Source organism: Sinorhizobium garamanticum (genome assembly GCF_029892065.1).
Classification (GTDB): domain Bacteria; phylum Pseudomonadota; class Alphaproteobacteria; order Rhizobiales; family Rhizobiaceae; genus Sinorhizobium; species Sinorhizobium garamanticum.
Genome location: NZ_CP120373.1, coordinates 1,179,387 through 1,201,933 on the forward strand (window position 1 = coordinate 1,179,387; position 22,547 = coordinate 1,201,933).

Annotated in this window: 17 protein-coding genes; 2 read left to right on the plus strand and 15 right to left on the minus strand. The window is 62.9% G+C overall.

Going from position 1 to position 22,547, the window contains the following annotated elements:
• Positions 1 to 8: 8 nt before the first annotated feature.
• The 11 genes from PZN02_RS05660 to PZN02_RS05710 all read right to left on the minus strand — a co-directional run bounded on the left by PZN02_RS05660 (position 9) and on the right by PZN02_RS05710 (position 15,177).
• Positions 9 to 2,267 (minus strand): heavy metal translocating P-type ATPase, encoded by a 2,259-nt coding sequence (locus PZN02_RS05660; RefSeq protein WP_280660624.1) that lies wholly within the window; start codon positions 2,265 to 2,267, stop codon positions 9 to 11.
• Positions 2,268 to 2,468: 201 nt separating this feature from the next.
• Positions 2,469 to 4,643, minus strand: a complete 2,175-nt coding sequence (locus tag PZN02_RS05665) for a glycoside hydrolase (protein WP_280660625.1) — start codon at positions 4,641 to 4,643, stop codon at positions 2,469 to 2,471.
• Entirely contained in the window at positions 4,640 to 5,638 is a 999-nt protein-coding gene (locus tag PZN02_RS05670; protein ID WP_280660627.1) for a glycosyltransferase family 2 protein, read from the minus strand. The genes PZN02_RS05665 and PZN02_RS05670 overlap by 4 nt, the downstream gene beginning before the upstream one ends.
• A 59-nt stretch (positions 5,639 to 5,697) precedes the next feature.
• On the minus strand, positions 5,698 to 6,054 hold the full coding sequence (locus PZN02_RS05675; protein WP_280660628.1) for a VanZ family protein: 357 nt from the start codon (positions 6,052 to 6,054) through the stop codon (positions 5,698 to 5,700).
• Between the two features lie 103 nt (positions 6,055 to 6,157).
• Positions 6,158 to 7,393: a glycosyltransferase family 4 protein gene (locus tag PZN02_RS05680; protein ID WP_280661397.1), complete on the minus strand. Its 1,236-nt coding sequence runs from the start codon at positions 7,391 to 7,393 to the stop codon at positions 6,158 to 6,160.
• A gap of 213 nt (positions 7,394 to 7,606) precedes the next feature.
• The gene (locus PZN02_RS05685) at positions 7,607 to 8,851 is read right to left on the minus strand and encodes a glycosyltransferase family 4 protein (protein ID WP_280660629.1); all 1,245 of its coding nucleotides are present in this window, start codon (positions 8,849 to 8,851) and stop codon (positions 7,607 to 7,609) included.
• A 9-nt stretch (positions 8,852 to 8,860) separates the two neighbouring features.
• Positions 8,861 to 9,616, minus strand: a complete 756-nt coding sequence (locus PZN02_RS05690; RefSeq protein WP_280660630.1) for a polysaccharide deacetylase family protein — start codon at positions 9,614 to 9,616, stop codon at positions 8,861 to 8,863.
• A complete protein-coding gene (locus tag PZN02_RS05695; protein ID WP_280660631.1) occupies positions 9,609 to 10,940 on the minus strand; it encodes an O-antigen ligase family protein in 1,332 nt (443 codons plus the stop codon). Before PZN02_RS05695 ends, PZN02_RS05690 begins: the two co-directional genes overlap by 8 nt.
• A gap of 13 nt (positions 10,941 to 10,953) precedes the next feature.
• Positions 10,954 to 12,549 carry a GumC family protein gene (locus tag PZN02_RS05700; RefSeq protein ID WP_280660632.1) on the minus strand — a complete coding sequence of 532 codons (1,596 nt, stop codon included), beginning with the start codon at positions 12,547 to 12,549 and terminating at the stop codon, positions 10,954 to 10,956.
• 167 nt (positions 12,550 to 12,716) lie between these two features.
• The gene (locus PZN02_RS05705) at positions 12,717 to 13,865 is read right to left on the minus strand and encodes a GNAT family N-acetyltransferase (RefSeq protein ID WP_280660633.1); all 1,149 of its coding nucleotides are present in this window, start codon (positions 13,863 to 13,865) and stop codon (positions 12,717 to 12,719) included.
• Positions 13,855 to 15,177: a lipopolysaccharide biosynthesis protein gene (locus PZN02_RS05710; RefSeq protein ID WP_280660634.1), complete on the minus strand. Its 1,323-nt coding sequence runs from the start codon at positions 15,175 to 15,177 to the stop codon at positions 13,855 to 13,857. The genes PZN02_RS05705 and PZN02_RS05710 overlap by 11 nt, the downstream gene beginning before the upstream one ends.
• A gap of 296 nt (positions 15,178 to 15,473) precedes the next feature.
• On the opposite strand from PZN02_RS05710, the gene PZN02_RS05715 reads away from it, so the two are divergent.
• Together PZN02_RS05715 and PZN02_RS05720 are read left to right on the plus strand one after the other, a co-directional pair.
• Positions 15,474 to 16,142 carry a N5-glutamine methyltransferase family protein gene (locus PZN02_RS05715; RefSeq protein WP_280661398.1) on the plus strand — a complete coding sequence of 223 codons (669 nt, stop codon included), beginning with the start codon at positions 15,474 to 15,476 and terminating at the stop codon, positions 16,140 to 16,142.
• Positions 16,139 to 17,251 (plus strand): GNAT family protein, encoded by a 1,113-nt coding sequence (locus tag PZN02_RS05720; protein WP_280660635.1) that lies wholly within the window; start codon positions 16,139 to 16,141, stop codon positions 17,249 to 17,251. Before PZN02_RS05715 ends, PZN02_RS05720 begins: the two co-directional genes overlap by 4 nt.
• 22 nt (positions 17,252 to 17,273) lie before the next feature.
• On the opposite strand, the gene nadE is transcribed toward PZN02_RS05720, so the two are convergent.
• The 4 genes from nadE to asnB are packed head-to-tail and all read right to left on the minus strand — an operon-like array spanning position 17,274 to position 22,085.
• The gene (gene nadE / locus PZN02_RS05725) at positions 17,274 to 18,281 is read right to left on the minus strand and encodes an NAD(+) synthase (protein WP_280660636.1); all 1,008 of its coding nucleotides are present in this window, start codon (positions 18,279 to 18,281) and stop codon (positions 17,274 to 17,276) included.
• Entirely contained in the window at positions 18,278 to 19,825 is a 1,548-nt protein-coding gene (locus PZN02_RS05730; protein WP_280660637.1) for a class I adenylate-forming enzyme family protein, read from the minus strand. Before PZN02_RS05730 ends, nadE begins: the two co-directional genes overlap by 4 nt.
• A 31-nt stretch (positions 19,826 to 19,856) precedes the next feature.
• Positions 19,857 to 20,123 carry an acyl carrier protein gene (locus PZN02_RS05735; RefSeq protein ID WP_280660638.1) on the minus strand — a complete coding sequence of 89 codons (267 nt, stop codon included), beginning with the start codon at positions 20,121 to 20,123 and terminating at the stop codon, positions 19,857 to 19,859.
• Positions 20,124 to 20,147: 24 nt separating this feature from the next.
• Complete coding sequence (asnB, locus tag PZN02_RS05740) at positions 20,148 to 22,085, minus strand: asparagine synthase (glutamine-hydrolyzing) (RefSeq protein WP_280660639.1); 1,938 nt, start codon at positions 22,083 to 22,085, stop codon at positions 20,148 to 20,150.
• Positions 22,086 to 22,547 lie beyond the last annotated feature (462 nt).

The window sequence follows — 22,547 nt, forward strand, 5'->3', positions numbered from 1 at the left end:
GGCGGGCTTCACATTGAGGCGGGCGGCCGCAAGAGCCGCAAGGCGTTCGCGGTCACCAGAACGGTGGCGCCGGTATCCGCCAGAATCGCCGGCCAGAGTCCCGTAACGCCAGCGATCGTCGTGACGAGGAAGACGGCTTTCAGGCCCAGCGCCATGCCGATATTCTGGTAAATATTGCGCATCGTCGACCGCGAAAGCCTGACCATGGCGGCGATGTCGGAAATGCGCGCGTGCAACGAGGCGGCGTCGGCGGTTTCAAGGGCAACATCCGTTCCACCGCCCATGGCGATGCCGACATCGGCAGCCGCCAGCGCCGGCGCGTCATTGATACCGTCACCGATCTTGGCAACCTGAAGCCCCTCGGCTTTCAGCTGACGAATGATGCTCTGCTTATCCCCCGGCAGGAGGCCGGCATGGATCTCCATTCCGAAGGGGCGACCAATCGCCTCCGCCGTGCGGCGGTTGTCGCCCGTCAGCATCACCACGCGGATACCGGCGTCGCTCAGCGCTTTCACGCCCTTTGCCGCATCGGCGCGCGGCTCGTCGCGCATCGCAAGCGCGCCGGCTGCCCGGCCATCGACAACCAGCACGGACACGGTTTTTCCCTCGTCGTGAAGGCTCGCGATCCGCCGCTTCTCAGCCGCGGAGAGTGGCACGCGCTCGTCGGCTGCCTGTGGCGACCCCAGGAAAAGCTCGACCCCGTCGACTGACCCTTCGACACCCTTGCCGCCGATCGCCTTGGCACTTGCGACCGGGGACAGCAGCAGCGCGTCCGCATCGGCGCGGGTGCGGATCGCCAGCGCAAGCGGATGGCTGGACCCCTGCTCGAGCGCGGCCGCATAGCGAAGGACATCCGCTTCCGCCATGTCGAAGCCGACGACATCGGTGACCCTCGGCTTGCCTTCGGTGAGCGTACCGGTCTTGTCGAAGGCGGCAGCGGTGATCCGGCCGATGCTTTCGAGGACGGCGCCTCCCTTCATCAAAAGACCACGCCGCGCGCCGGCCGAGAGGCTCGCGGCGATCGCCGCCGGCGTCGAGATCACCAGCGCGCAGGGGCAACCGATGAGCAGGATCGCGAGCCCCTTGTAGATCCATTCGTCCCAAGCGGCACCCCAAAGGAGCGGCGGCATCAACGCAACCAGAGCGGCGGCGATGACGACCGCCGGCGTGTAGTAGCGGGAGAAGCGGTCAATGAAGCGCTCTGTCGGCGCCTTCATCTCCTGCGCTTCCTCGACCAGCCGGATGACGCGTGCGATGGTGTTGTCGGCGGAAGCGGCGGTGACGCGCACACGCAGCGCACCGTCGCCATTGACGGTGCCGGCGAATACGCTGTCGCCCTCTTCCTTGCGAACGGGCGTGCTTTCCCCGGTCACCGGCGCTTCATCGACCATACTTTCGCCGGAAACGATCGCACCGTCCGCGGGAATTCTGTCTCCCGGCCGCACGAGGATCGTCGCCCCGACCGGCAGACTCTCGGCCGGAACCTCGCTAGTCCGGCCGTCAATCTCGATCAGCGCCGATTTCGGCACGAGCGCCGTCAGCGACTGGATGCTCGCCCGCGCCTTGCTGGCGGCGACGCCCTCCAGGAGTTCACCGATCAGGAAGAGAAAGATGACCATCGCCGCTTCCTCCGTGGCGCCGATAAAGACCGCGCCGACGGCGGCAACGGTCATCAGCGTCTCGATCGAGAAGGGCGTGCCGGCAAGTGCTGCCATCAGTGCACGCCTTGCGATCGGCACGAGGCCGACAAGCATGGCGAGCGTGAAAATCCAAGGCCCGGTCGCGGGAAGAAACTTGCCGGCACCATAGGCGACCGCGAGCGCGAGGCCGCACGCAACCACAAGCCGTCCCTTGGTGGTCCCCCACCAGGGGCCGACAGCAGTAGATCCATGGTCATGGCTATGACTTTCGCCGAGCCCAGATCGCACGGTGCCGAAAGGCAGATGGGGTAGTTCACCCGCTGACCGCTGGTGGTCGTGCCCGTGCGCGTGGCCGCAGCAGCCATGATCGCGCGCGCTGGCTGTTTCAGCGGTTGTCGCGCCGGCCAGCGGCAAGAGCCCGTAGCCGAGACCGCCCACCTTGCGCACGATCGCCGGACCGATTTCGTGCCCATCCGCATGGCGAACGGTCATCGTGCCGGCGGTCACCGACACGCTGACGTCTTGGACACCACCCACGCGCCGCACGGCGGTATCGATCTTTGCTGCGCAGGACGCACAGTCCATGCCCTCGACGCGATATCTGCTTTCCCGAACGTTGCCCGCCATTCCTTGCTCCTTGCGAAATCAAGAAGCAGGCTACGACCTCTAGCGGCTAGAGGTACAAGCGCAAAAATGCGCGCTGGCGTCCCCTGGTTGCGGACGTGAACAGTCGCGCTCGGTTCTGGTAAGTTGGAGCGGGATGCGGGCGGACAACCGTTTACACTTTTCCTCATCCCGCTCCGACTTACGAGACGGCCTATCAGCGGATCAGTCTTCGAGCTCCAGAAGAAAATAGGTCGTCGGCCCGCCGGGCGTGTGGTTCGAAAGACGGAACGAGATGGCGCCCTTCCCGTTTTCGACCGCGGGGCGAACGGTGCCGTCGAGGCCGACAGGCGAGAGCTTCCATTTCCCCGCCGTTCTCGAGAGCCTGAGGTCGACCTCACCCCTTCGGATCAGGACCGGCAGACTGCCGAAATCCTCGATGAACTTTTCTTCGCTGTCACGGAAGATCATGCCGGTGTTCTGGGCATCGGTCGCAAAGATCAGCAGAAAACGCCGGCTGTCGGCGAGCGTCGCGGGCGCATCGAGCGCCGACAGCGCGACGAGTGCGTTCCCGTCTGACCGTTCTATCCGCAGTACACCGAGATCAATCGGCTCACGAAGGGAGGAAAACGCGGCGGCTTCGGTCAAAGGGGTCGAGACGCGCAACTGCCCGGCGGCGCGCTGCAGCACGATCTCCCCCGTGTCGCTTTCATAGAGCCCGCTTTCGACGTCCGTGGCATTGCCGGCGGGGAGGATGCCGATGTCGCGGAACTCGGCGAGAATATCCGCGCTGTTCTGGGTCCGCGGTTGCGCGACGCCGATGTCGAGCCGCGACGGGTCCGAGCGTTTGAGCCCGATGCGACCGACCAGCGCCAGATCGGTCAATTGCTCCGGCTCGCGCGCCTGCATGTCCTCGCCAAGATCCTCCTCGCCGTGAACCGCGAAAGGGATCGTGATACCCGAGGTCGCGACGTCTCCACGCCGGTAGACGAGTGCCGCAAGCGTTTCACCCGCCCGGGCGATCGGATCGAGCGCAATCGCATAAGGAAGCATCGCCTTCTTGTGGGGGTAGGGTTCGCCGTAGGCGAGCGTGATCGGCCCATGGCCGTGCCTGCAGAGCACATCCCAGCCCTGCAGCGCCGCATAGGCCGGCATCACAAGCCCCGCCTCGTAACGATACCGGTTCCAGAAAAGATGATCGTATTCGCTGACGACGAAGGGTTTGCCGAGCCAGCGCGCAGCCGCGATCATCCGCACATAGTTGACGTTGTCCGCGATCGAGCTTGTCTGCAGGAGCGCGCTGCCTGGAGAATAGCCGCCGACCCAGTCGTGATAGGTATTCATCGTCACGGCCTCGAGGTCGCGCCGGCTCAAGCCCGTCTGCACCGTCGGCCAGTTGTTGTAGGTGCTGATCAGCCCCCTATATCCGAGGTCGCGCAGGGTCTTGCTCATCCGCGCCGCCGATGATCGCTCGACTTCCGTGATGAAGGCCTGCAGATCGCGCATGCGGGGACTATCGGCGTAACGGTCGGCGGGCAATTTCACGGAGGCCGCCTCAAGCCGTTCGTCGTCCTCAAGATCGCCCCAGGCTTCCGCGAGCGCCTCGGTCGACGGGTAGCGTTTCGCAAGCCAATGGTTGAAGGGCGCGGCCAGAGCCGCATCATAGGGCGGCTTGCCCGGGCGATCATGCACGACGGCGTCGAATTCGATGCCGTTCTCGTTGGCGAGGATCACCAGCGCTAGGGCGTCGTCACGGATCGGCGCCACGCCCGTATAGGGGTTCACCCGCGCCAGGAATTTCTGCTGCAGCATTGTCCAGTGGGCAAAAGCTTCCTCATCGAAATGAAGCAGGAGCTTCAGATCGCCGTTGGCGTCCCAGCGATCGTCGTAGCCGCCGTGAGCCCCGCGCGGCGACGACAGGCCGTCAACGATCCAGTGGATGCCGTTGCGCTTGAGAGCGGCAAGCAGGTAGTGGATGCGGTCAAGCGTTTCCGGATCGAAGTCGAAATCCTCCTGCCGGCCGAACATCAGGCTCGCATCGGTGAAGTGCAGCCGCGCGATATTGTAGCCATGCAGCGCCAGTTGCCGGGCATAGCGGTCGGCGCCGTCATGATCCGGAAAGCCGCCGGAGGCCGGGCTCCAGGCGAGCGAGGCGCAGAGCATCCGGACCGGTTTTTCCGGCGCTTCAGCAAAGGCGAGTTGACCGTTAGGACCGGCAATCAGCCGGTGGCCCGCATCGATGGTCTCGTTCGGCAAAATGGACGAGAAGTCGAGCGGACTGCCCGCGCGCATCTCAAGCGAGGTTTCACGGACCGGCAGCCATTGGTCGGAGGCGTAGGCGGCAAATGCTGGGCAGCCGAGAAATATCGTCGCGGCAGCGAGCAGTGAGCGGCTGTTCATGCGGGTTTGTCGAGGATTCTGCTCTCGATCGGCGCGCCCGGCTGCTGCCGCGACCTCACCAAGCCGGCGGGCAGGGCCGCGGCATGGAAGAACCAGGCCACGACCGTGTAGAGGCCCATGCCGAGGTCGCCCTTCTTGAGGCTGACCAGGAGGACAACGGCCGCAAACATCGCCGAGACCGAAGCAATCGCCATGCCTTTGTCGGGCAGGAACAGGATCAGGCCGAGGCAAAGCGCCCACCAGAGATAGACAAGCGCCCACAGTTTCAGTTCCGGCAGTTCCCGTAGCACCTGAAGGAAATAGGGCTTGCCGAGCGAAGCGCGCAGCAATTCGCCGATGCCATAGAGATATTTGCTCTTCCAGCGGCGGACCAGCAGCCGGTAGGAATTGACGGTGTGACCGAAATGCTGGACGAAGCAACGGTCGAGACGATGGAGAGCCCATCCGGCGCTTCGAAGCCGCACACCGAGCTCGAACTCCTCGTAGCCGTGAAGATTCCGGTCCGAAAGATAGCCGACGTCCTCAATCGCGGCGCGTCGATAGAGCCCACCCCCATTCATGCGGTCGATCGGGCCGATGCGGTTCTCCGGCGCGTTGCGGTTGACACGCCGGGCGAATTCCAGATTGGAAACGAGCTTCTCCTCCACATGGCCCGTGACACCGCCAACCGTGGGATTTTCCGCGAGAAAGGCGATCGCCGCGTCGAGAAATTCCGCATCCAGCAGCATGTCGCCGTCCATCAGACAGACGAAGGCGTATCGGGAATATTGGAAACCGAGTTGCGGCCCGATACCACAGCTCGGAAGCGCCGGCGGGACGATCTGCGCGATGGTGACCGGATATTGCGACGCGATCTCCACGGTTCGATCGGACGATCCGCTGTCGGCAATGATGATCTCGCTCTCCTTGCCCGCCAGCGCCGCAACGACGCTTTCGATCGTCGCGGCAATCCGCTTCTCTTCATTCAAGGTCTTGACGATGACGGATACAGTCAAAAGAGCCCCCAGATATCGGCAGCGTGTCGCGGGCGCCAACCGCGTTCCCGCAGCGGTTTCTAACCGGGATAGTTTGCGTTTTGGTTTATTCGCGCCAGCAAGCACCCCGCCGCAATGCCGCAACTGCCGCCGGCGAGCTTGACCGCAAGATCTCCCCAGCGCGCGTGACGGTCCATGGACAGCATTTGCAGCAATTCGAATCCGACCGCCGTTCCAAGCACGATTGCAATGACGAACGGCAGACGTCTCGGATAGCCGATCATGAACAGGAGGCCGAGGAGCCCGAAAGCGCCGAACCTTTCGACATGCACCCATGTGCCGATATGGGGGCGCATGCCGATCGGGGACAGCGTCGAGTAGGCGATCACGCCGAACAGCAGCCATGCGAGCAGTGATGCGATGCGTCTGAGAGTCATGCTTCAATCCAAATCGTCGTGACCTGTCTTCCTCAGATCGGCACCGGCCCGAGGACAAACGTGCATCGTGCAAAGCGGATGGCGACGCCGCGTAAGACCCGGCTTATTTCGACAACAGTGACCCGTACACCGCAAGCGTCTTTGCGGCGACCCCCGTCCAACTGTAGGTCAGCTCGGCGTGCCTGATCTTCGACAGGACCTGCTCCTCGCTCGGCGGGTTGGCAATCTTGCTGCTGATCGCGGTCGCAAGCGCGTCGATATCGCCCAGCGGAAAATAGTCGTCGCCAGGCAGGTCCAACTCGCGGTTGGCAACGATGTCGCTCGCCAGTACCGGCAGGCCATGGGCCATCGCCTCCAGCAGCGCAATCGGCATGCCCTCATGGCTGGAAGGCAGCACGAAGAGGGCCGCGTTGGCGAAGAGTTCCGCCAGCCGGTCGCCGGTCTGAAAGCCTGCCAGAACAACGCCCGTGACATTGGCGGCCATCGCCCTCACCTGCTGAACGTAAGGCGTCTCGAATTCCCCGTCACCGGCGAGCACAAGCTTGAACTCGGCGGTGCCTAGCCTTGCGAAAGCCTGGATCAGGTCCGTCTGGCGTTTTTCCGGGACGATCCGGGCGGCGAGCAGAATATATCGGCGCGGCTCCAGTCCGAAATCGTTGAGGATGCCGGTATCGTCGCGGGAGGGCGAAACGGCGACGCCGTTCGGGACAAAGGTTACGGCTGTCCCATGCCGCTCGCCCATGGCGTGAACGATTTCCTTCGAAATCGCGATGCGGCCGTGAGAAAGGCGCATGCCCACGAACTCGCCGAGACGCAGCATGCGCTTGGCGAAGGTACCCCATTTCTGCCGGTCGTAGTCGTAGCCGTGATGGGTGACGACCACTTTCATGCCGAGAAGCCTTGCCAGCGGCACAAGGAGCGCCGGTCCAACTGCATGAATATGCAGGATATCGGGTCGGCGCAAAGCCGCAAAACAGACACCCACGAACGTGTGCACGAAGGCTTCCAACGCCATTAGCCGCGGCGCCCAGAGCGGAAAGATACGAATTCCGTTCCAGGAAAACGACGATGGCTTCTGAAGATAGTGACGCCGTCCGATGACGTCCGCCTCCCAGCCGTGCTCCACAAGCTTGCCCGCGAGCATCTCGACATGCTTTTCGACGCCGCCCTGGACGTTCGGGATGCCGCGCAAACCAAGCATCACGACGCGACGCCGCCCGCGCCGACCCGCCGCTGGCCGAGGAATGCTTGCGAGCTCTTCCGGAAGACCGGCGCTGCGGCCACCACCGGCCGCCCCAAATTCATCCACCAGGCTCGACGGAAATTGACCGGCGGCCATGCTGTGCGCATGCGGCATGGCGCTCGACTGCGCCATCCGATTTCTCGAGACTTCGGACGTTCTGCTCATGGTTGTCAGCCCCAGGGATTTCCCTTGGCGGCTTATGCACCCCAGGCACCTACTGTCTCCGTAAGAAATTCCTTAAACTTCGAAGGAAATGCGCGAAAATCAAACGCTTGCGCATGGGCGGACGCTGTTGCAGCGTCCAGCTTCTTAGGCGACCCCAAGCGACGCGTAGAGCTCGAGCGTCCTGACGCGATAGGCCGCCGCGGAGAACTCGCTGGCGACCCAGTGGCGGCCCGTAGCGCCCATTTGCAGGCGAACGGCAGGTGCGAGAGCGGCCATGGCGTTCAAGGCGCGGGCGAGATCTTCGACATCGCCGGACGCCGCCAGCAGACCGGTCTCGCCTTCCTTCACCATTTCCGGAATGCCGCCAATCGCCGCACCGATAACCGGGCGTCCGAGAGCATAAGTCTCGAGAATGCTGACAGGTGCGTTCTCGTACCATTCGGAGGGAAGTACGAGGGCCAGGGACTCGCCGATCAGGCGATGCAGATCCTGGCCTGAAAGATAGCCGGCGAAACTTACATCCGCGCCGAGCTCGGCCGCGAGTTTTCGAAGCGCTGCCTCCTCCGGTCCGGTACCGGCGATGATCAGCCGCTGTTTCGAAAGGGCGACGGCTCGGATCAGCGTCGCAAGCCCCTTTTCCGGAGCAAGCCGGCCGGCAAAGACGAAATAGTCCCCCTCCTGCCAATCGTCGCGATATTCCTCGACATCGACGAAGTTCGGAATGTGGACCATCTTCTCGCGCGGCCAGTTCCATTCAGCCAGCTTTTCCAAGTAGAACCGGCTCGGCACCACGAGCCGGTCCACCTTTTTGCGGTAGAGCCCGAGCAGGCGATGCAGCATGGTCTCGGCCAGGACGACGGCGCTGAGCGACACGGAGTCTTTGACGCAACGATGGCGCAGGACGTTGTAGATTCGCCCGCCGCTGCAATCCTCGCAGACTCTTCCGTCGCGGAGCATCTTGTAGGACGGACAGGCGAGCTTGAGATCGTGAACGGTCATCACCACCGGAATGCCGGCGGATTTGAGCGTCGAGAAGATTGCCGGCGAGAGATGGTGGTAGACATTATGGGCGTGGGCGACCGACGGCCGCACCCGCTCGATGAGCCGGCTGATGTTGCGTTGTGCCTCGAGGGAATAAATGACGCTTGCAGCTTGAGAGACTTTTCGCAACAGGCCCGCCTGCCGGCCGTACTCGATTTCCGATACGAAATAGTCCGACCACGGCGAAACTTCGTTGCGATCGTGCTGCATGGCGAACGGCACGACATCCCAGCCGATCTCACCGAACATGCTCATGTGGTCGAAAAAGACCGTCTCCGCACCACCGCGGCGATAGAAGTAATTGTTGATCGCCAGCAACTTTTTCCCGGCATTCCCGAAGCTCGCCATCTGTGCATCTCACCAGTTGAGCCGGCCGAGTGCTTGATCGACCGGAAGCACCTGGCATCCCTTGCCGACCGCATGGCGGACCAGATGATCGAAGGTTTCCGGCGTGCAGCCATAGGGCGTCGGCGACGGTGCAATGTCATGCGTGAAGAAGACGAGCCAGCCCGGGCGCTCGACGACGTCGTCTATCCAGCGCGTCAGCGCGCGTGCATGCTGCTCCGGCTGGCGGATCTCGACGGCCTTGAGCATCAGTGGATCCACCAGTCCGCGATTGATGGCCTCGCCGGCCGCCCGGCAGGTGCGATAGCGCTTGCGAAGCTCCGGACGCGCCGGAGGCCAGGCTGCATTGTACGGAAAGGCGAAATTTGCCGGGGCGGTCGCAACGCCGACGCCTTCGAGATAGGCCGCATTGCGGTCGAGGTCCCGGCCAAGGGCGGACATGTCACGCATCCTGCGATGCGAGAAGGTGTGACAGCCGATTTCGTGCCCTCGGGCGAGCAGCTCACCACAGCCGGCCGGCGAGATCAGCGTTCGGTCTGGTTCCACCTGCCCGGCAAGCCCGCCGGCAATGTAGAATGTGCCACGCGCGCCGTGTCGCTCCAGAATGGTTGCCCCGTGGTCGAGCGCACTGTCGGGAACATCGTCGAAGGTGAAGGAGACGAGCGGCGCATCCGTTTCCAGCCTGCGCCGTTGCCGGGCAAAACGCCAGATCAGCCGGTTTGCCAAGCGATCGACCAGCCCATCGATCTTCCGTGCGATCTCAGGCATGCGCCACCGTGCTCCTTTTCACCGGTTGCCGATCGACCGTCAACACCGCCGAGGACTGGAGATGCAAACCATAGAGCGCGAACATGAACGTGAACCAGATGAGGTTTCCGCCTTCGAAGAACAGCGTCTCGAGGCCGGCATGGAAGATTGTGTAAAGCCAGATGCGAATGAACAGCCGCGTGAGATGTGAGTGCTCGCGATCCCGAGCGATCCGCGAAATGTCGCGAAGCGGCAACAGAATGACCCAGATCAAGGTCAGGACCAGTCCGGGAAATCCGGTCATCAACGCGACGTCCAGGTAGGAATTGTGCCCGTTGGCTGCCGCAACGGCCCACGTTTCCACCGACCCTCCGCTGTAGACCAGTTCTTCCGTCTGCCAGAACGCCCTGAAGCCATAGCCAAGCAACGGGTGCTCCGCCAGCGCCGAGAAGGCGAAACGCCAGATGTCGGCCCGGTTCGTGAAAGTCGCGTCGATGCCAAGCCGGCTAATGAACTCGCCAAGCGGAATGAAGACGGCCGAGCCCACGGCGAAGAGATTGAAGAGCCCGACCCCGCCGACGGCGATCGGAATGCGCAGGAAACGCGCATGCTCGAAAAGCCACGCGAGGATCAATATCCCGGGAAGCATCGCCGTCGAGGTCTTTCCACCGGTGTGGACGAGAAAGACGCAGCACAGCGCAATGATCGCGATACCGGCGAGGCGCGACCAGGTATTCATTACGAAGAAACCAAAGAAGGCGCCAATCACCATCGCCGCGGCGGCGCTGTTCTTGTGCGGAAAATGGCCCCGCCACAAGCCGGCATTCATCGGTTCACGCAGTTCCTCAGCCTGGTGGATGGCAAGGGACGGCTTGAAAAAAATGCCGTAATAGGCAACCGCCAGCATGATGAGGGTGCCTATCCCGAGCATCTTGGCGAAATGCCGTTCCGAAGCCGGCATCAACAGGTAGATGCTGGCATTTACCGCCATCATCACGCTGAGAACGACGCCCTTGATGCCGAGGATCGGATGCGCGGAAATGACCGAGACGAGAAGAAACCAGGTGAACAGGACGGCCAACAGGAGGCGCGGCTGCAAGATCGTATTGCGCATCGGATGAAGCACGCCAAAGCCAAGCGTGCCGGCGAAGAGAGCCAGGGATATGATCTGATTCAGCCGACTGGAATTGCCGGCCGAGGGGTCGAGGATCGCCTCACCCGTCAGGTCGACAAAGGGGTCGATGGAGATCCACAGGAACAGGAACATCGCCATGAACAGAAAGGTTCCGGCGGGCGCCACAAGGGTCGCCGTGGACCGGTCCTCGCTGTAGGTGGCACTGCTCATGCCTGCGGCTCCCTTATCCGGCCGTCGGCCGCGGGCCGCGAACATACTTCCACAGGCCAAGGGTCAGGGCGGCTGCCACACCGATGAAGAGCCCCGCTACGCCGCCGGCAATCAACAGGATGAACGTCCGGGGCGGCCAGGTTCGGGAGTTTGGGGGCATCGCGCGCGAGATGACGCGGACATTGGTCGCGTCGATCTGCTGGCGCTCGGTGATCTGTTGGGCGCGAGTGAGGTGCGTTTCATAGATCGCCGCCTTTGCCCGTGCGTCGCGTTCCAGGTCGCGCAGTTGGACCTGGGCCTCGTTGTCGGTGAAGACATTCGATTTCTCGGCGCGTGCCTTGTCGCGCAGCGCATCGAGGGCGGATTGCTCCCTGTCGAAATCGGCCTTCGCGCGCTCCAGGATGCGCCGGGCCTCCTCGTGCATGGCGGCTTCCAGCGTCGTCCGTTCGGAGCGCGCGGAGACGAGGCGCGGGTGCCTTTCGCCGTAGATCAGCTGCATCGAACCGATCTGCTGCTGGAGCGCATTATACTGCTGCCGCAGGCTTGTCATGTTGGCGGATTCGAAAACCGAAGCGCTCGCCGTCTGCTTCTTGGCGATCGCTGCGCTCATCTGCTTGTAACGCGTCTCAGCCTGGATGAAGCCCTGCTGCGCAGCCAGGACCTGAGTATTAAGCTCGCCGGAAAGCTGGTTGCTGACGAGCTCGCCGTTGGTCGACTGCAATCCATTCGCTCGGCGGAAATCCTCGACCTTCTTCTCGGCCTCGGTCACGTTGCGGCGCAGTTCGTCCAAACGGGCGTTCAGGTTCTGGGCGACACGGCCGGCGCTTTCCGCAGCCGACTGAAAAAGCTCCGTTTCAAAGGCATCGACAATCGCATCCGACAGGACGACGGCCTTCTCCGGTTCTTCGCTCCAGACCTTCATGACGACGACGAAGGAACGCTCCTCCCGCCGCGCCTCGACCCGCTCCGTCAAAGCGCGCAGCGCCGCCAGGTGCTTGTCGGCGGCCTCCTCCTGATCCGACAGTAGGAGGTTCTTCAGAAAATCGAGCGGGGACGGTTTGACGAACTCAACATCATTCGTCAGCTGCAGTTTGTCGATGACGCGCGCCAAAACGTTGCGCGACGTGAGAATCCTGAGCTTGCTTTCGACCTCCAGCAGTTGCGCGTCGCGCTGCGGGTTGCTGGTGAAGACGTCATCGCTGACGACGTTGAGATTGGACGGATCGACGACGATGTCGGTATAGACGGTATATCGCGGCGACGCCATCAGGGCATAGGCAAGGGCAGCGGCAATGCAAAGGATCACGGCTATCGCGATCCAGCGCATCCCGTCACGCAGCCACAGGATCACGTCATCGATGCCGATCTCGCCGATAAGCTGAAGACGGGGGAGCCATTCGCCAACGGTCGGCTGCACCGGTTGGCGCTCCGCCGGAGGCGCCGGAAAATTCACCGCCCGGAACGAAGTCCTGCGGTCTTCAGGAACGATCGCCTCTTCCTCCTCGGGAGTGGGCACGAGGTCGAGCAGCGAGCCTTCGCCGGAGCGAAGCCGCCGATAGCGTGTCTGCAGGCCTAATCCTTGTTCCTCGGGCTCGCTCTGCCGATACATCCGTCTTTTCCCCACGCATGCCCTTGAAGCCAGCAAAGAGCGTCCTGCGTACCCCGCATCGATTGTTAAGAATTACGCTGGCAGGGTGAATATTCCGTTAAGTACAGCTTGCAGTCGGTAACCTTCCGCCGCCCGTCGCGATCGGCTCCAAAGAGTCAGAGCTGCTTCTAGAAATCCGTAAGCAGCCTGCTCCAGCTCTCCGAGGCGAGGCCGCCGATATAGATGTCGTTGCGCAATGCCGCCTCCATGAGGTCGGCGTGACGCGTGACCATGCAGAAATACCCCCTATGACGAAAGGACAGCCATCGCCGGCGCGATATGGCATTCATCAGAAAGGGCTGTGCCATGCCGACGGCGGCGGCGTAACCTTCGCGATCGAGTGAGGCGAACATTTCGGCAGTGACGTCGAATTCGCGTCCCTCCTCGCAAAGCACGTTGAGTACGTTGGCGATCCCGTTCTCCTTGCCGAAGAAGAGGAATGTACCGACCGTCCGGCCGCGTTCACAAATCACCTTCCGGCATTGCAACGCCCCGAGGCTTCGGTTCAAGGAGGCGACGGCTGCGAGCCAATCGAATTCGGGCCTTGACCAGGTGGGACGAACCGAAAAGCGCTTGAGCATCGGTCCCGCGCACTGGCGGAACTCCTCAAGGCTTGCCGGCCTCGTCTCGAATCCCAGCACCGAACTGGGCTTCGTCGACGGCGCTCGCCAACGCAGCGCGTGATCCGCCAAAGCAAGCGCGCCGATGACGGCACGCGACCTGAGCAGAGGAACTCGCCGGCTCGCAAGGAAGGCGCCCGCGACGAATGGCCGAAACGCGCGTCGCCATTCGAGACTCTGGATAGGCAGAACGGCGCCACCGGCGGCAACCCAGTGATCGGCGCTCACCGGAGACGAACTGTCCGAAAAACACATCTCCTGGCGCTCAGCGCGCATCATGCGGGCAAGACGCGCGGCACCCGCCGCTCCGGCCTTGCCGTCCGCCATGAAGGCGCAGAGAAGCCGGGCGACGGTCGGGCGGCCGTGAACGAGAAACTCGATGGGAACTGCAAGGATCGCGCTATCGATGTCACCCCCGCCATTCTCGTGGACAACGCTCCCGCACTCCCGAGTGTAAAGGGGACTGCCGAAGAACACGGTCTCCAGATACCGCCTGAGATCTTCTCCGGCCTGACAGTCGGTCTTGCGGAAAATCTTGTTGAACAGCTTGCCGATGGTGGGGACGTCGGCGCGCTCCATTGCCCTTATGCCGGCCGGTCGGCGCGGGTCGGCTTCGCCGGCCGGTGCCGATTGAGCACCCCGCAAGTCAGCCTTCATGCACCATCCTTGCCGAAACTTCCGGCAGACCGGCGTGCTCCCTGTCGCGCCGAACGAAATGGAGGAACACGCTCCATGCGGCGACAACCATCGCAATCTCGATCACATAGAACGAAACGAATGTGCCGGCAGGCGGGGCATACCAGCTCGCCCACGCGGCGAGCGCCGCCCCCGCCACACTGCCAAGCCCCATCACCGTTGCGCGGGCAGCGTGGTAACCCGAGGCGCCGAGTGCTTCCACCGCCACCGACCAGATGGCGAGCGGTACGATGACCCAGCAAAGATTCCTGACAAATGCGACGAGAGAAATGTAATCCTTGCCGAACAGATAGGGCAGGATCGGCGCCAACACGAAAACCACTATGGCCGCCGCGACGCTGATGGCGGTGGCGGCGATCAGCACCTTTCGCACCAGTTCCAGCGCGTGATGCAGCCCAGCCGCGGAAATTCTTGCCGAACCTGGGTAGATAAGGCGATGCAGCGCCTCGACGGACAGATAGCTGCTCTCCAACATCCGGCGTGCAACGCTGTAGCTCGAAACGATCTCGGCCGTCGCGACGAGACTGAGGACCAGCAGGTCGGCGTTCTGGCGCACTGCGCGCAGGATGAACGGAATGCTGAAATAGAGGCCTTGCGGCACTTCGTCACGCACGATGGTATAGCGTGGCCTACCCAGCCCTCTGATGGCCCATATGCAGGCCAAAGCCACGAGGACGTGGCATACGAACTGCCAGACGGCCCAGGACGCGACTGTGGCAACGCCGAAGGCAATACAGGCGAGCGCCGCCGCGGCTGTCCGTGCGACCGCGAAAGCGACCACGACGACGTTCGCCGAAGCGAAGTCGGAATGGGCGAGAAAGATCTGCTCCACCAGCACGATGATGCGAACCAGCACGACATTGGTCACGAGCATCAGCGTGATCACCGCGAAGTTCGTCAGCGGATCGGCGGAAAGCGTGAGAAAGAATGGCAGGACGGCGGACCCGATCAGGACCAGCGCCACGCCGCTTGCCGCCGTCAGAATGATGTTGTGACCAAGCATCTGCGGATAGATGGCACGGTCGCGCGCGACCCGGCGCACGAGACATTCCATCGCGCCGAGCCCGCACAGGTGAACGGCAATATTGGCGACGGCGGTAACGGCAACGAATACGCTGAATTCTTGGACGCCGAGCCAGCGGGCCAGAATGGCGAAGGTCAGAAGCTGCGCCGCGGACCCGATGACGAGACTCCCGCCGGAGGCAATATAGGACAGGAGCATCGGCAGAAATGGCCTGTACCTGCCCGGTTCCGTTGCGCATTCCGAAGCCATTGCGATCTGCCTTTGACGCGTGCCTGACATTGTGCGCGGCACTCGGGCGAACGCGTGGTCCGCACGGTCACCGGCATCCGCGGACACTACCACGCAGAAATGATTGCGCGGTTAACGTACTCGCATCAATTGCATTTCAGCTTCCGTTTACATTTCAGCTTCCGTTTACTTGGATGGGATAGGGTCCGCGACGACCTGATATCCATCCAGCAATCGAAGGAGCGTTCGTGCAGCAGAGCCACGATCATTTGCACGGCAGTCGAGCAGGCGACCCCTCGGTTCGGCTCGCTCGGTTCATGGAAGTCGAGCTCGAGCTGGCGCCGGACGTCCTGGTGCCAAGAGAGGAAACCGAGCTGCTCGGGCGCCGCGCCGCCGCCATCCTTCGCGATCATGCCGGGCAGGCGACGGTGATCGACATGTGCTGCGGCTCGGGCAACCTTGCGCTGGGGATAGCGGCCGACATTCCTTCCGCGCGTGTCTGGGGTGCGGATCTGACGGACAGCACGGTGGCGCTGGCGCGCCGCAACGTCGAGCGTCTCGCCCTTCAGGAGCGTGTGACCATCCGGCAGGGCGATCTTTTCGCGGCGCTCGAGGGTGAGGGCCTGGAACGCGCGGTCGACTTGATCGTCTGCAATCCGCCTTACATCTCGACGTCGCGTCTCGAAAGCGACAGCGCCCACCTTCTGGCAACCGAGCCGCGCGAAGCCTTCGACGGCGGCCCTTATGGCATTTCGATCCATCAACGCTTGGTGCGCGACGCCATTGTCTTTCTGAAGCCGGGCGGCTGGCTGCTGTTCGAGTTCGGAGAGGGGCAGGAACGGCAGGCGGCCGCGCTTCTCGCGCGGACCAAGGCCTATGGCGCCGCGACATTTGCCACCGATGCGACGGGCAAGCCACGCGTGGCACTGGTGCAGAAGCTCGCCGGTGAGAGCCCGGTCGACGCATTCGAGGGACGTGGCAAATGAGCGATGTCCGTCCTTTGGAGGCGGCGGACATTCCGGCCGTTGCCGGGCTGTTCCAGCGGGTATTCCGCAACCGGCAAACCACGCCGCAGAGCTTCATCGACTATCTTCGCCAGCTCTATCTGGAATCGCCCGGATGCGACCCGGAGATCTCGCCGCTCGTCTACGTCAACGGCGGGGGGCGCATTTCCGGCTTCGTCGGGGTGAATACCCTGCCGATGACCTTCAATGGCAGACGATTGCGTGCGGCGATCTGCGGATCGCTGATGGTCGAAGGGCACGAGAGCGACCCGCTCGCCGGCGCGAGACTCCTCAAGGCTTTTCTCGCCGGCCCGCAGGATCTTTCCTTCAGCGAGACCGCGAGCGACGTTTCCACGCAAATGTGGACGAAGCTGCGCGGCATCGCGCTCCCGCAATACAGTCTCGAATGGATACGGGTCGTCCGGCCCTCGACCTTTGTGCTCGATCTCGTTGCAAGCCGCATCCGTCCGGCCCGTCTGCTGCGCCCGCTCGCGCGCTCGATCGATCGCCTTTATCGCAGCAGCATGAACAGCGGAAGATTGCAGTGGTCGGGTCTGGCCGAAAGCCCGCCCGCCCGCGGAGCTTTGCAGGTCTCAGACATCGACCGGCACGCCTTTGCCGCTCTCTTCGAACGGTTGACGGCGCAGTTTGCCTTGCGCCCCGACTGGGCGCCGGGACAACTCGACCACGTGCTGGCGGATGCAGTCGAGAAGCCGGAATTTGGCAAGCCGGTCTTCGCCGCCGTCACCGCGCGCGGTGGCACGCCTGTGGGCGCATTCTTCTACCATGCGCGCGTCGGCGGCATCGCCCGGGTGCTCCAGGTTCTTGCCGCGCCGGGGCAGGCCGGTCCCGTCATCGACTGCCTCATCGACCACGCGGCCGCGCGCGGTGTTGCGGGCCTGCGGGGGCGGACACAGCCGGCCCTGGTGGACGCGATGCTCGGCCGGCGGATTGCCTTCGTTCATGCAGCCTCGACCGTCGTCCACTCGCGCGACGCAGAGCTCGTCGACGCCTTCCGCAATGCGCAAGGCTTCGTGAACGGGCTCGCAGGCGAACACTGGAACCGCGTGTTCGGCGGCCGCTTCGACTAACACGCGCCGCCCGCTGCCCCGGTCAGTGACCGATTTCCTCTACCGGCTGGACGAGCTGCGGTCCCAGGTGCAGGTAGCGTGTCGCCTTGCGCTTGGCAGCAATATCCGCCCAGACGCGCTCCACCTGGATCGCCGTCAGTTGCGCCGCGCGGGCGACCTCCTCGGCGCTTATGCCGTTGTTGAGACCATAGAGGCATAGGTCCATGCGGTCGTAGGGCAGCGAGAAATAGAACTCCTCCTGCGTCTGCGCGAGCGAATAGGTGTCCGTCGTCGGCGGCCTGCGCCGGATTTCCTCGGGGACGTCAAGATGCGCGGCGAGCGCATAGACCTGCGATTTGTAGAGATGCGCGATCGGCTTGACGTCGGCCGCGCCGTCGCCGTTCTTGACGAAGAAGCCCTGGTCGTATTCGAGCCGGTTCGGAGTGCCGAGAACGGCGAAGTTCAAACGGTCGGCGTGGTAATATTCGATCTGCTTGCGCGTGCGCTGCTTCATGTTCGTCGCGGCAACGATGCCGAGATAGACCGAGGGCGGCATACGCACTTTTTTCTGTTTTCCGGCCGGATCCTGCACGACCAGCGAGGAGATGTTGTAGCCATCGCCTTCGAGCGCATTGGCGATGACGATCTTCGATGCCCAACCCGGCCCATAGTCAGGAACAAGCTCTCGGATGAACGCGTCGCGTCGCTCGTAGCAGCCCATCGCCGCGAGTGTTGGTCCGATGTCCTCGACGACCGCCTCGACGCCGAAGGTTTCCGCCACCAGCCGGCCGAGGCGAAGGCTCTCCGGATCGGAGTCGTTTTCCGGCATGAACAGACAGAAGACGTTCTTCGCGCCGACGGCGCGCACGGCGAGCGCGACCGAGACACTCGAATCGATGCCGCCGGAAAGGCCGAGCACGAGGCCGCGTTTGCGCATGCCGCGCAGCTGCGCGCGCAGCCCGTCCACGATGCGATCCGTCTCCGCGGCCGCGTCCACCTTCAGGCTATCGGCCGAGAAGACAAATTTATCCTGGTCCGGACGGATATTCATTCTGCAAGCTCCAATGTTTCCACCGCCAGCCTGCGGCTGACCTTGCCTGTATCTGTCTTCGGGAGTTCGGTGCGGAATTCGATGATTTTTGGCACCATGAAATCCTCGAGATGGCGGGCGCAATGACGAATGATGTCCTTCTCGCTCAGTGCCGGATCCGAAAGAACGACAAGCGCGCCGATCGCAGCGCCAAGCACCGGATCAGGAACACCGATCACGACCGCTTCCGCAATTCCCGGATGGGCATGCAGCACGGTCTCGACTTCCTTCGGCGCCACCTTCTCGCCGCGCGTCTTGATGATGTCGTCCTTGCGCCCGACGAAATAGAGGAAGCCCTCCCCGTCGGTGCGGAAGAGATCTCCTGTGTAAAGCACCTTTTCCCACGGGTTCGGGCCGGGCCGCAGCATGCGCTCGGTCGCCGCGTCGTTGCGCCAGTATCCCTGCATCACATGCGGACCGCGGATCACCAGTTCGCCCGGAACGCCCGGCGGCACCCGGTTTCCCTCATCGTCGACGACAAAGGCTTCGGTGTTGGGAATGGCGATGCCGACCGAGCCGGGTCGGCCATCCAACTCTTCAGGCGGCAGATAGGTGCAGCGCTTGCATTCCGTCAGGCCGTACATGGAATAGAGCCGAGCCGAGGGGAAGAGTTCTCTCAAACGCGCGATATGGGCCGGCGGCAACGCCGCGGCGGTGTTGGAAATATAGCGAAGGCTCGGCAGGAAGCCGGGCTCGAGATCGCGCATCTGCAGGATCATCGCGGCCATCGTCGGCACCAGCGGAAAGCCCGTCACGCCTTCGGCGCGAATGCGCTCGAAGATCGCCTGCGGGAAGGCAAAGGACTTTTCGAGTACCAGCGTCGCCCCGAGCCGGACAGCCATCAGGAGCTGATATAGGCCATAGTCGAAGGCAAGCGGCAGGACGTTGAGGATGATGTCGTCGGGCGTGTTGCGAAGATAGGTGGTGATCGATTCCGAAGCGGCATCGACGTTTCGATGCGTCATCATCACCCCCTTGGGCCGGCCGGTCGACCCGGAGGTGTAGATCAGCATGGCGAGATCGACATCGATGCCGCCGTGAGGAACAGGCATGGGTTCTGCCGCCAGGCAATCCTCGAACGACGCGGCTCCCTCCGGCGTCCGGCCTCCCGGCGCCGCGGTCGATGCAACGAAGGGTGGCGCACCGGGCAGAAGGTCGCGCGCGTCCGCGACGATCGGTATCAGCTTGGCCTGGGTGAGGATTGCCGCCGCGTCGCAATCGCCGATGATATAGGCAAGCTTGTCGGCCTTGGTCGACGCATTGATCGGGCTGAAGGTCGCACCGGCCTTGAGGATCGCGAAGATCGAAACCGCCGCCTCCCAGCAATTGTCCATGAAGACCAGAACCCGGTCGTTCCGCTTCACGCCGTTTGCGGCGAGGGCGGTGGCGAGGCGGTTCGAGAGATCATCGAGCTCCTCATAGCTGAGCCGCTTGCGCTCGGTGACGAGTGCCGTCTTGTCGCCGTTCGCTCCGGCGTTCCTGATGAGAAATTGCTCGAACCGCATGTACCCGACGTCCCCCCAACCCTATCGCCGTCTATGCCGAGATTGGCACGGCGGACTTTGCCGCGATGAATGCGGAAATGCGCGCAAGCGAGTCGAGATTTGCCGGGACGATATCGGCGTCGGCCATAGCGATGCCGAAGCGGTCCTCGATGAAAGCGACGAGCTCCAGCACCCCGGTCGAATCGATGATGTCGTTTTCGATCAGCGATGCCGTGTCGGCGAGTTCATAGAACGTGTCACCGAAAAGAAAATTCTCGATGATGAACGCCTTGACGCTGTCCTTGATCGTTTCTGTCATGTCTCATCCCTTCCCTGTCTGGTTTCAGGCAGCCTCCGCCGCGCGGATGCTCGTGCCGGTGAATGTCTGCAGCCACAGTTGCGTCGACAGGATGCCGACGAAGGCCGCGTTGTCGCGAAAGCCGGAGGCGGGGCGCGCCCGGCACTTCTCGTAAAGTTTCGTCACCGCCTTCGCGTTGAAAAGGCCGCCGGCGGCGATCGCCTCTTCGCCCATGGCCGTGCGCACATAGTCGAGCTCGCCCCGGCCGCTAAAGGAAAGGCTGTCCGGCGCGCGATAGGGCTGCTTGGTCCGCTTGCCGATCGACGGCGGCAGAAGATCCTTTGTGGCCTCACGCAGAATGTGCTTTTCCACCAGACCCTTGAGCTTCATTTCCGGCGGCAGTCCCGCGGCGAATTCGACGAGACGGTGATCGAGGAAGGGAAAGCGGCCTTCGACCCCATGGGCCATCGCCATACGGTCGCCCTGGCTCGAAAGGATGTAGCCCGGCAGAAGGAAACGGCTTTCGAGATATTGCGCCTGATGCAGCGGATGCCAGCGCCCGAAGGCTTCAGGCAAGCGGCTGATGAGCTCATCGGCCGCGTCATAACCCGCCAGCCTGGCGCGCAAATCGCCGGAGAAGAACATCTTCGTCGCCGCCGTTCCCTTGAGCCGCGGGCGATGCGAAAAGAGCGGGTCCTCAAGCGGGTCGTTCCCGGCGCCGAAAAATGCCGCGAGATATTCGGACGACTGCTGCTTGAGGCCTGGCAGATAGGGGTAGAGCTTGCGGAACAGGTGCGGTCTCATGCGCGAGCCGGGTTGCCTGCCGCAGAAACGGCGCACGCGCGCTTCCTTGAAGATGTCGTAGCCCGCGAAGACTTCGTCCGCCCCCTCCCCTGTGAGCACCACCTTCAGGCCGGAATCGCGCACCAGGCCGGAGAGTTGGTACAAGGGGGCCGGCGCAGTTCGAAGCACCGGCCTCTCGGCATAACGGACCACATCCGGGAAAACCTTGGCGATATCGCCGGCGCGGCAGGCGACGGCCCTGTGATCAGTGCCGAGAGCGGCGGCCATTTCGTGCTGGAAGGCGCTCTCGTCATGTTCGGCGCTGTCGAAGGTCACGGAAAAGGTTCGAAGGCCCTGCGGCGCCATGCTGGCGGCGAGCGCCGAGACGATGGACGAATCGAGGCCGCCCGACAGGTAGGCGCCGACCGGCACGTCGGCCCGCATGCGGATGCGCGTCGCGTCGGTCAGAAGCGCGCGCAACTCCTCGGCAGCCTGGCCTTCATCGACATGCCGGGACGGCGCATCCCTCTCCGGAAACTCGAGGTTCCAATAGGTCCGGGTGACCACACACCGCTCGTCGGCAATCATCAGGCTTGCCGGTTCGAGTTCGAAGGTGTCCTTGAACGGCGTGCGCGGCGCGATCGGCGCCCAGAGCGTGAAAATCTGATCGAGCGCGATCGGGTCGATCTCCGCGGAGAGACCGGGAACCTGAAGGAGCGCCTTGACCTCGGAGGCGAAATAGAGCGTTCCGGCGCGCATTGCATAAAACAGAGGCCGGACACCCATGCGATCGCGCGCCAGCAGCATCCGCCGGCGGCGGTTGTCCCATAGCGCAAAGGCGAAGTCACCGTTGAGGCGGGATACGCAATCCTCGCCCATTTCATCGTAAAGATGGAGGATGACCTCCGTGTCGCTGGATGTGCGGAAGCGACGACCCTTGGCGCGAAGTTCGTCGCGCAGTTCGACATAATTGAAGATCTCGCCGTTGAAGGCGATCGTCAGCTCGCCGGTAACATCGGACATCGGCTGCTGGCCGTCCCCCAGCCCGACGATCGATAGCCTGACATGGCCAAGACCGGCCTGCGGAGCGGTAAACACGCCTTGCTCATCCGGCCCGCGATGGGCAATCGCGGCCGTCATCTTCTCAAGAAGAGCCTTTCCATCCGGGACAGAACCGAAATAGCCACCAAAACCGCACATGACGAGATACTCTGACGCCCGCTGACAACGCGGAGAATATAGACGGGATATCGACAGCAAGCGTTAACCGCCGAGCGTTTTCATTGAGATGGTAAATTAATCAGGACAAGCACAAAATGTTAGAGAGATTAGAATTGTGGTTCGATACTCCATTGTTAAAATTCTACACAATTCCTCGATCACGAATTGTCATGTAAATCGTCAAAAGACCTGGATTTCCGGATCCCACGTGATCTCGTCTCTATTTATTTTGAACTTATAGTGGCGTTAATTATTCTTTAACAGACGCGCCGAGGTCAGCGGCCGGATTACATGGATTTGTGGTTAACGCTGCTGCGCCGCTGGATCCGCGTGATATCCACGCCACGATCGACGGGAGACCTCTGGACGGCGTTCACGTTGCGGCGCGGGCGGATGGACCTCATTGGGGCAAGCCAGGATGCACCGGCTTCAAGCGGAATC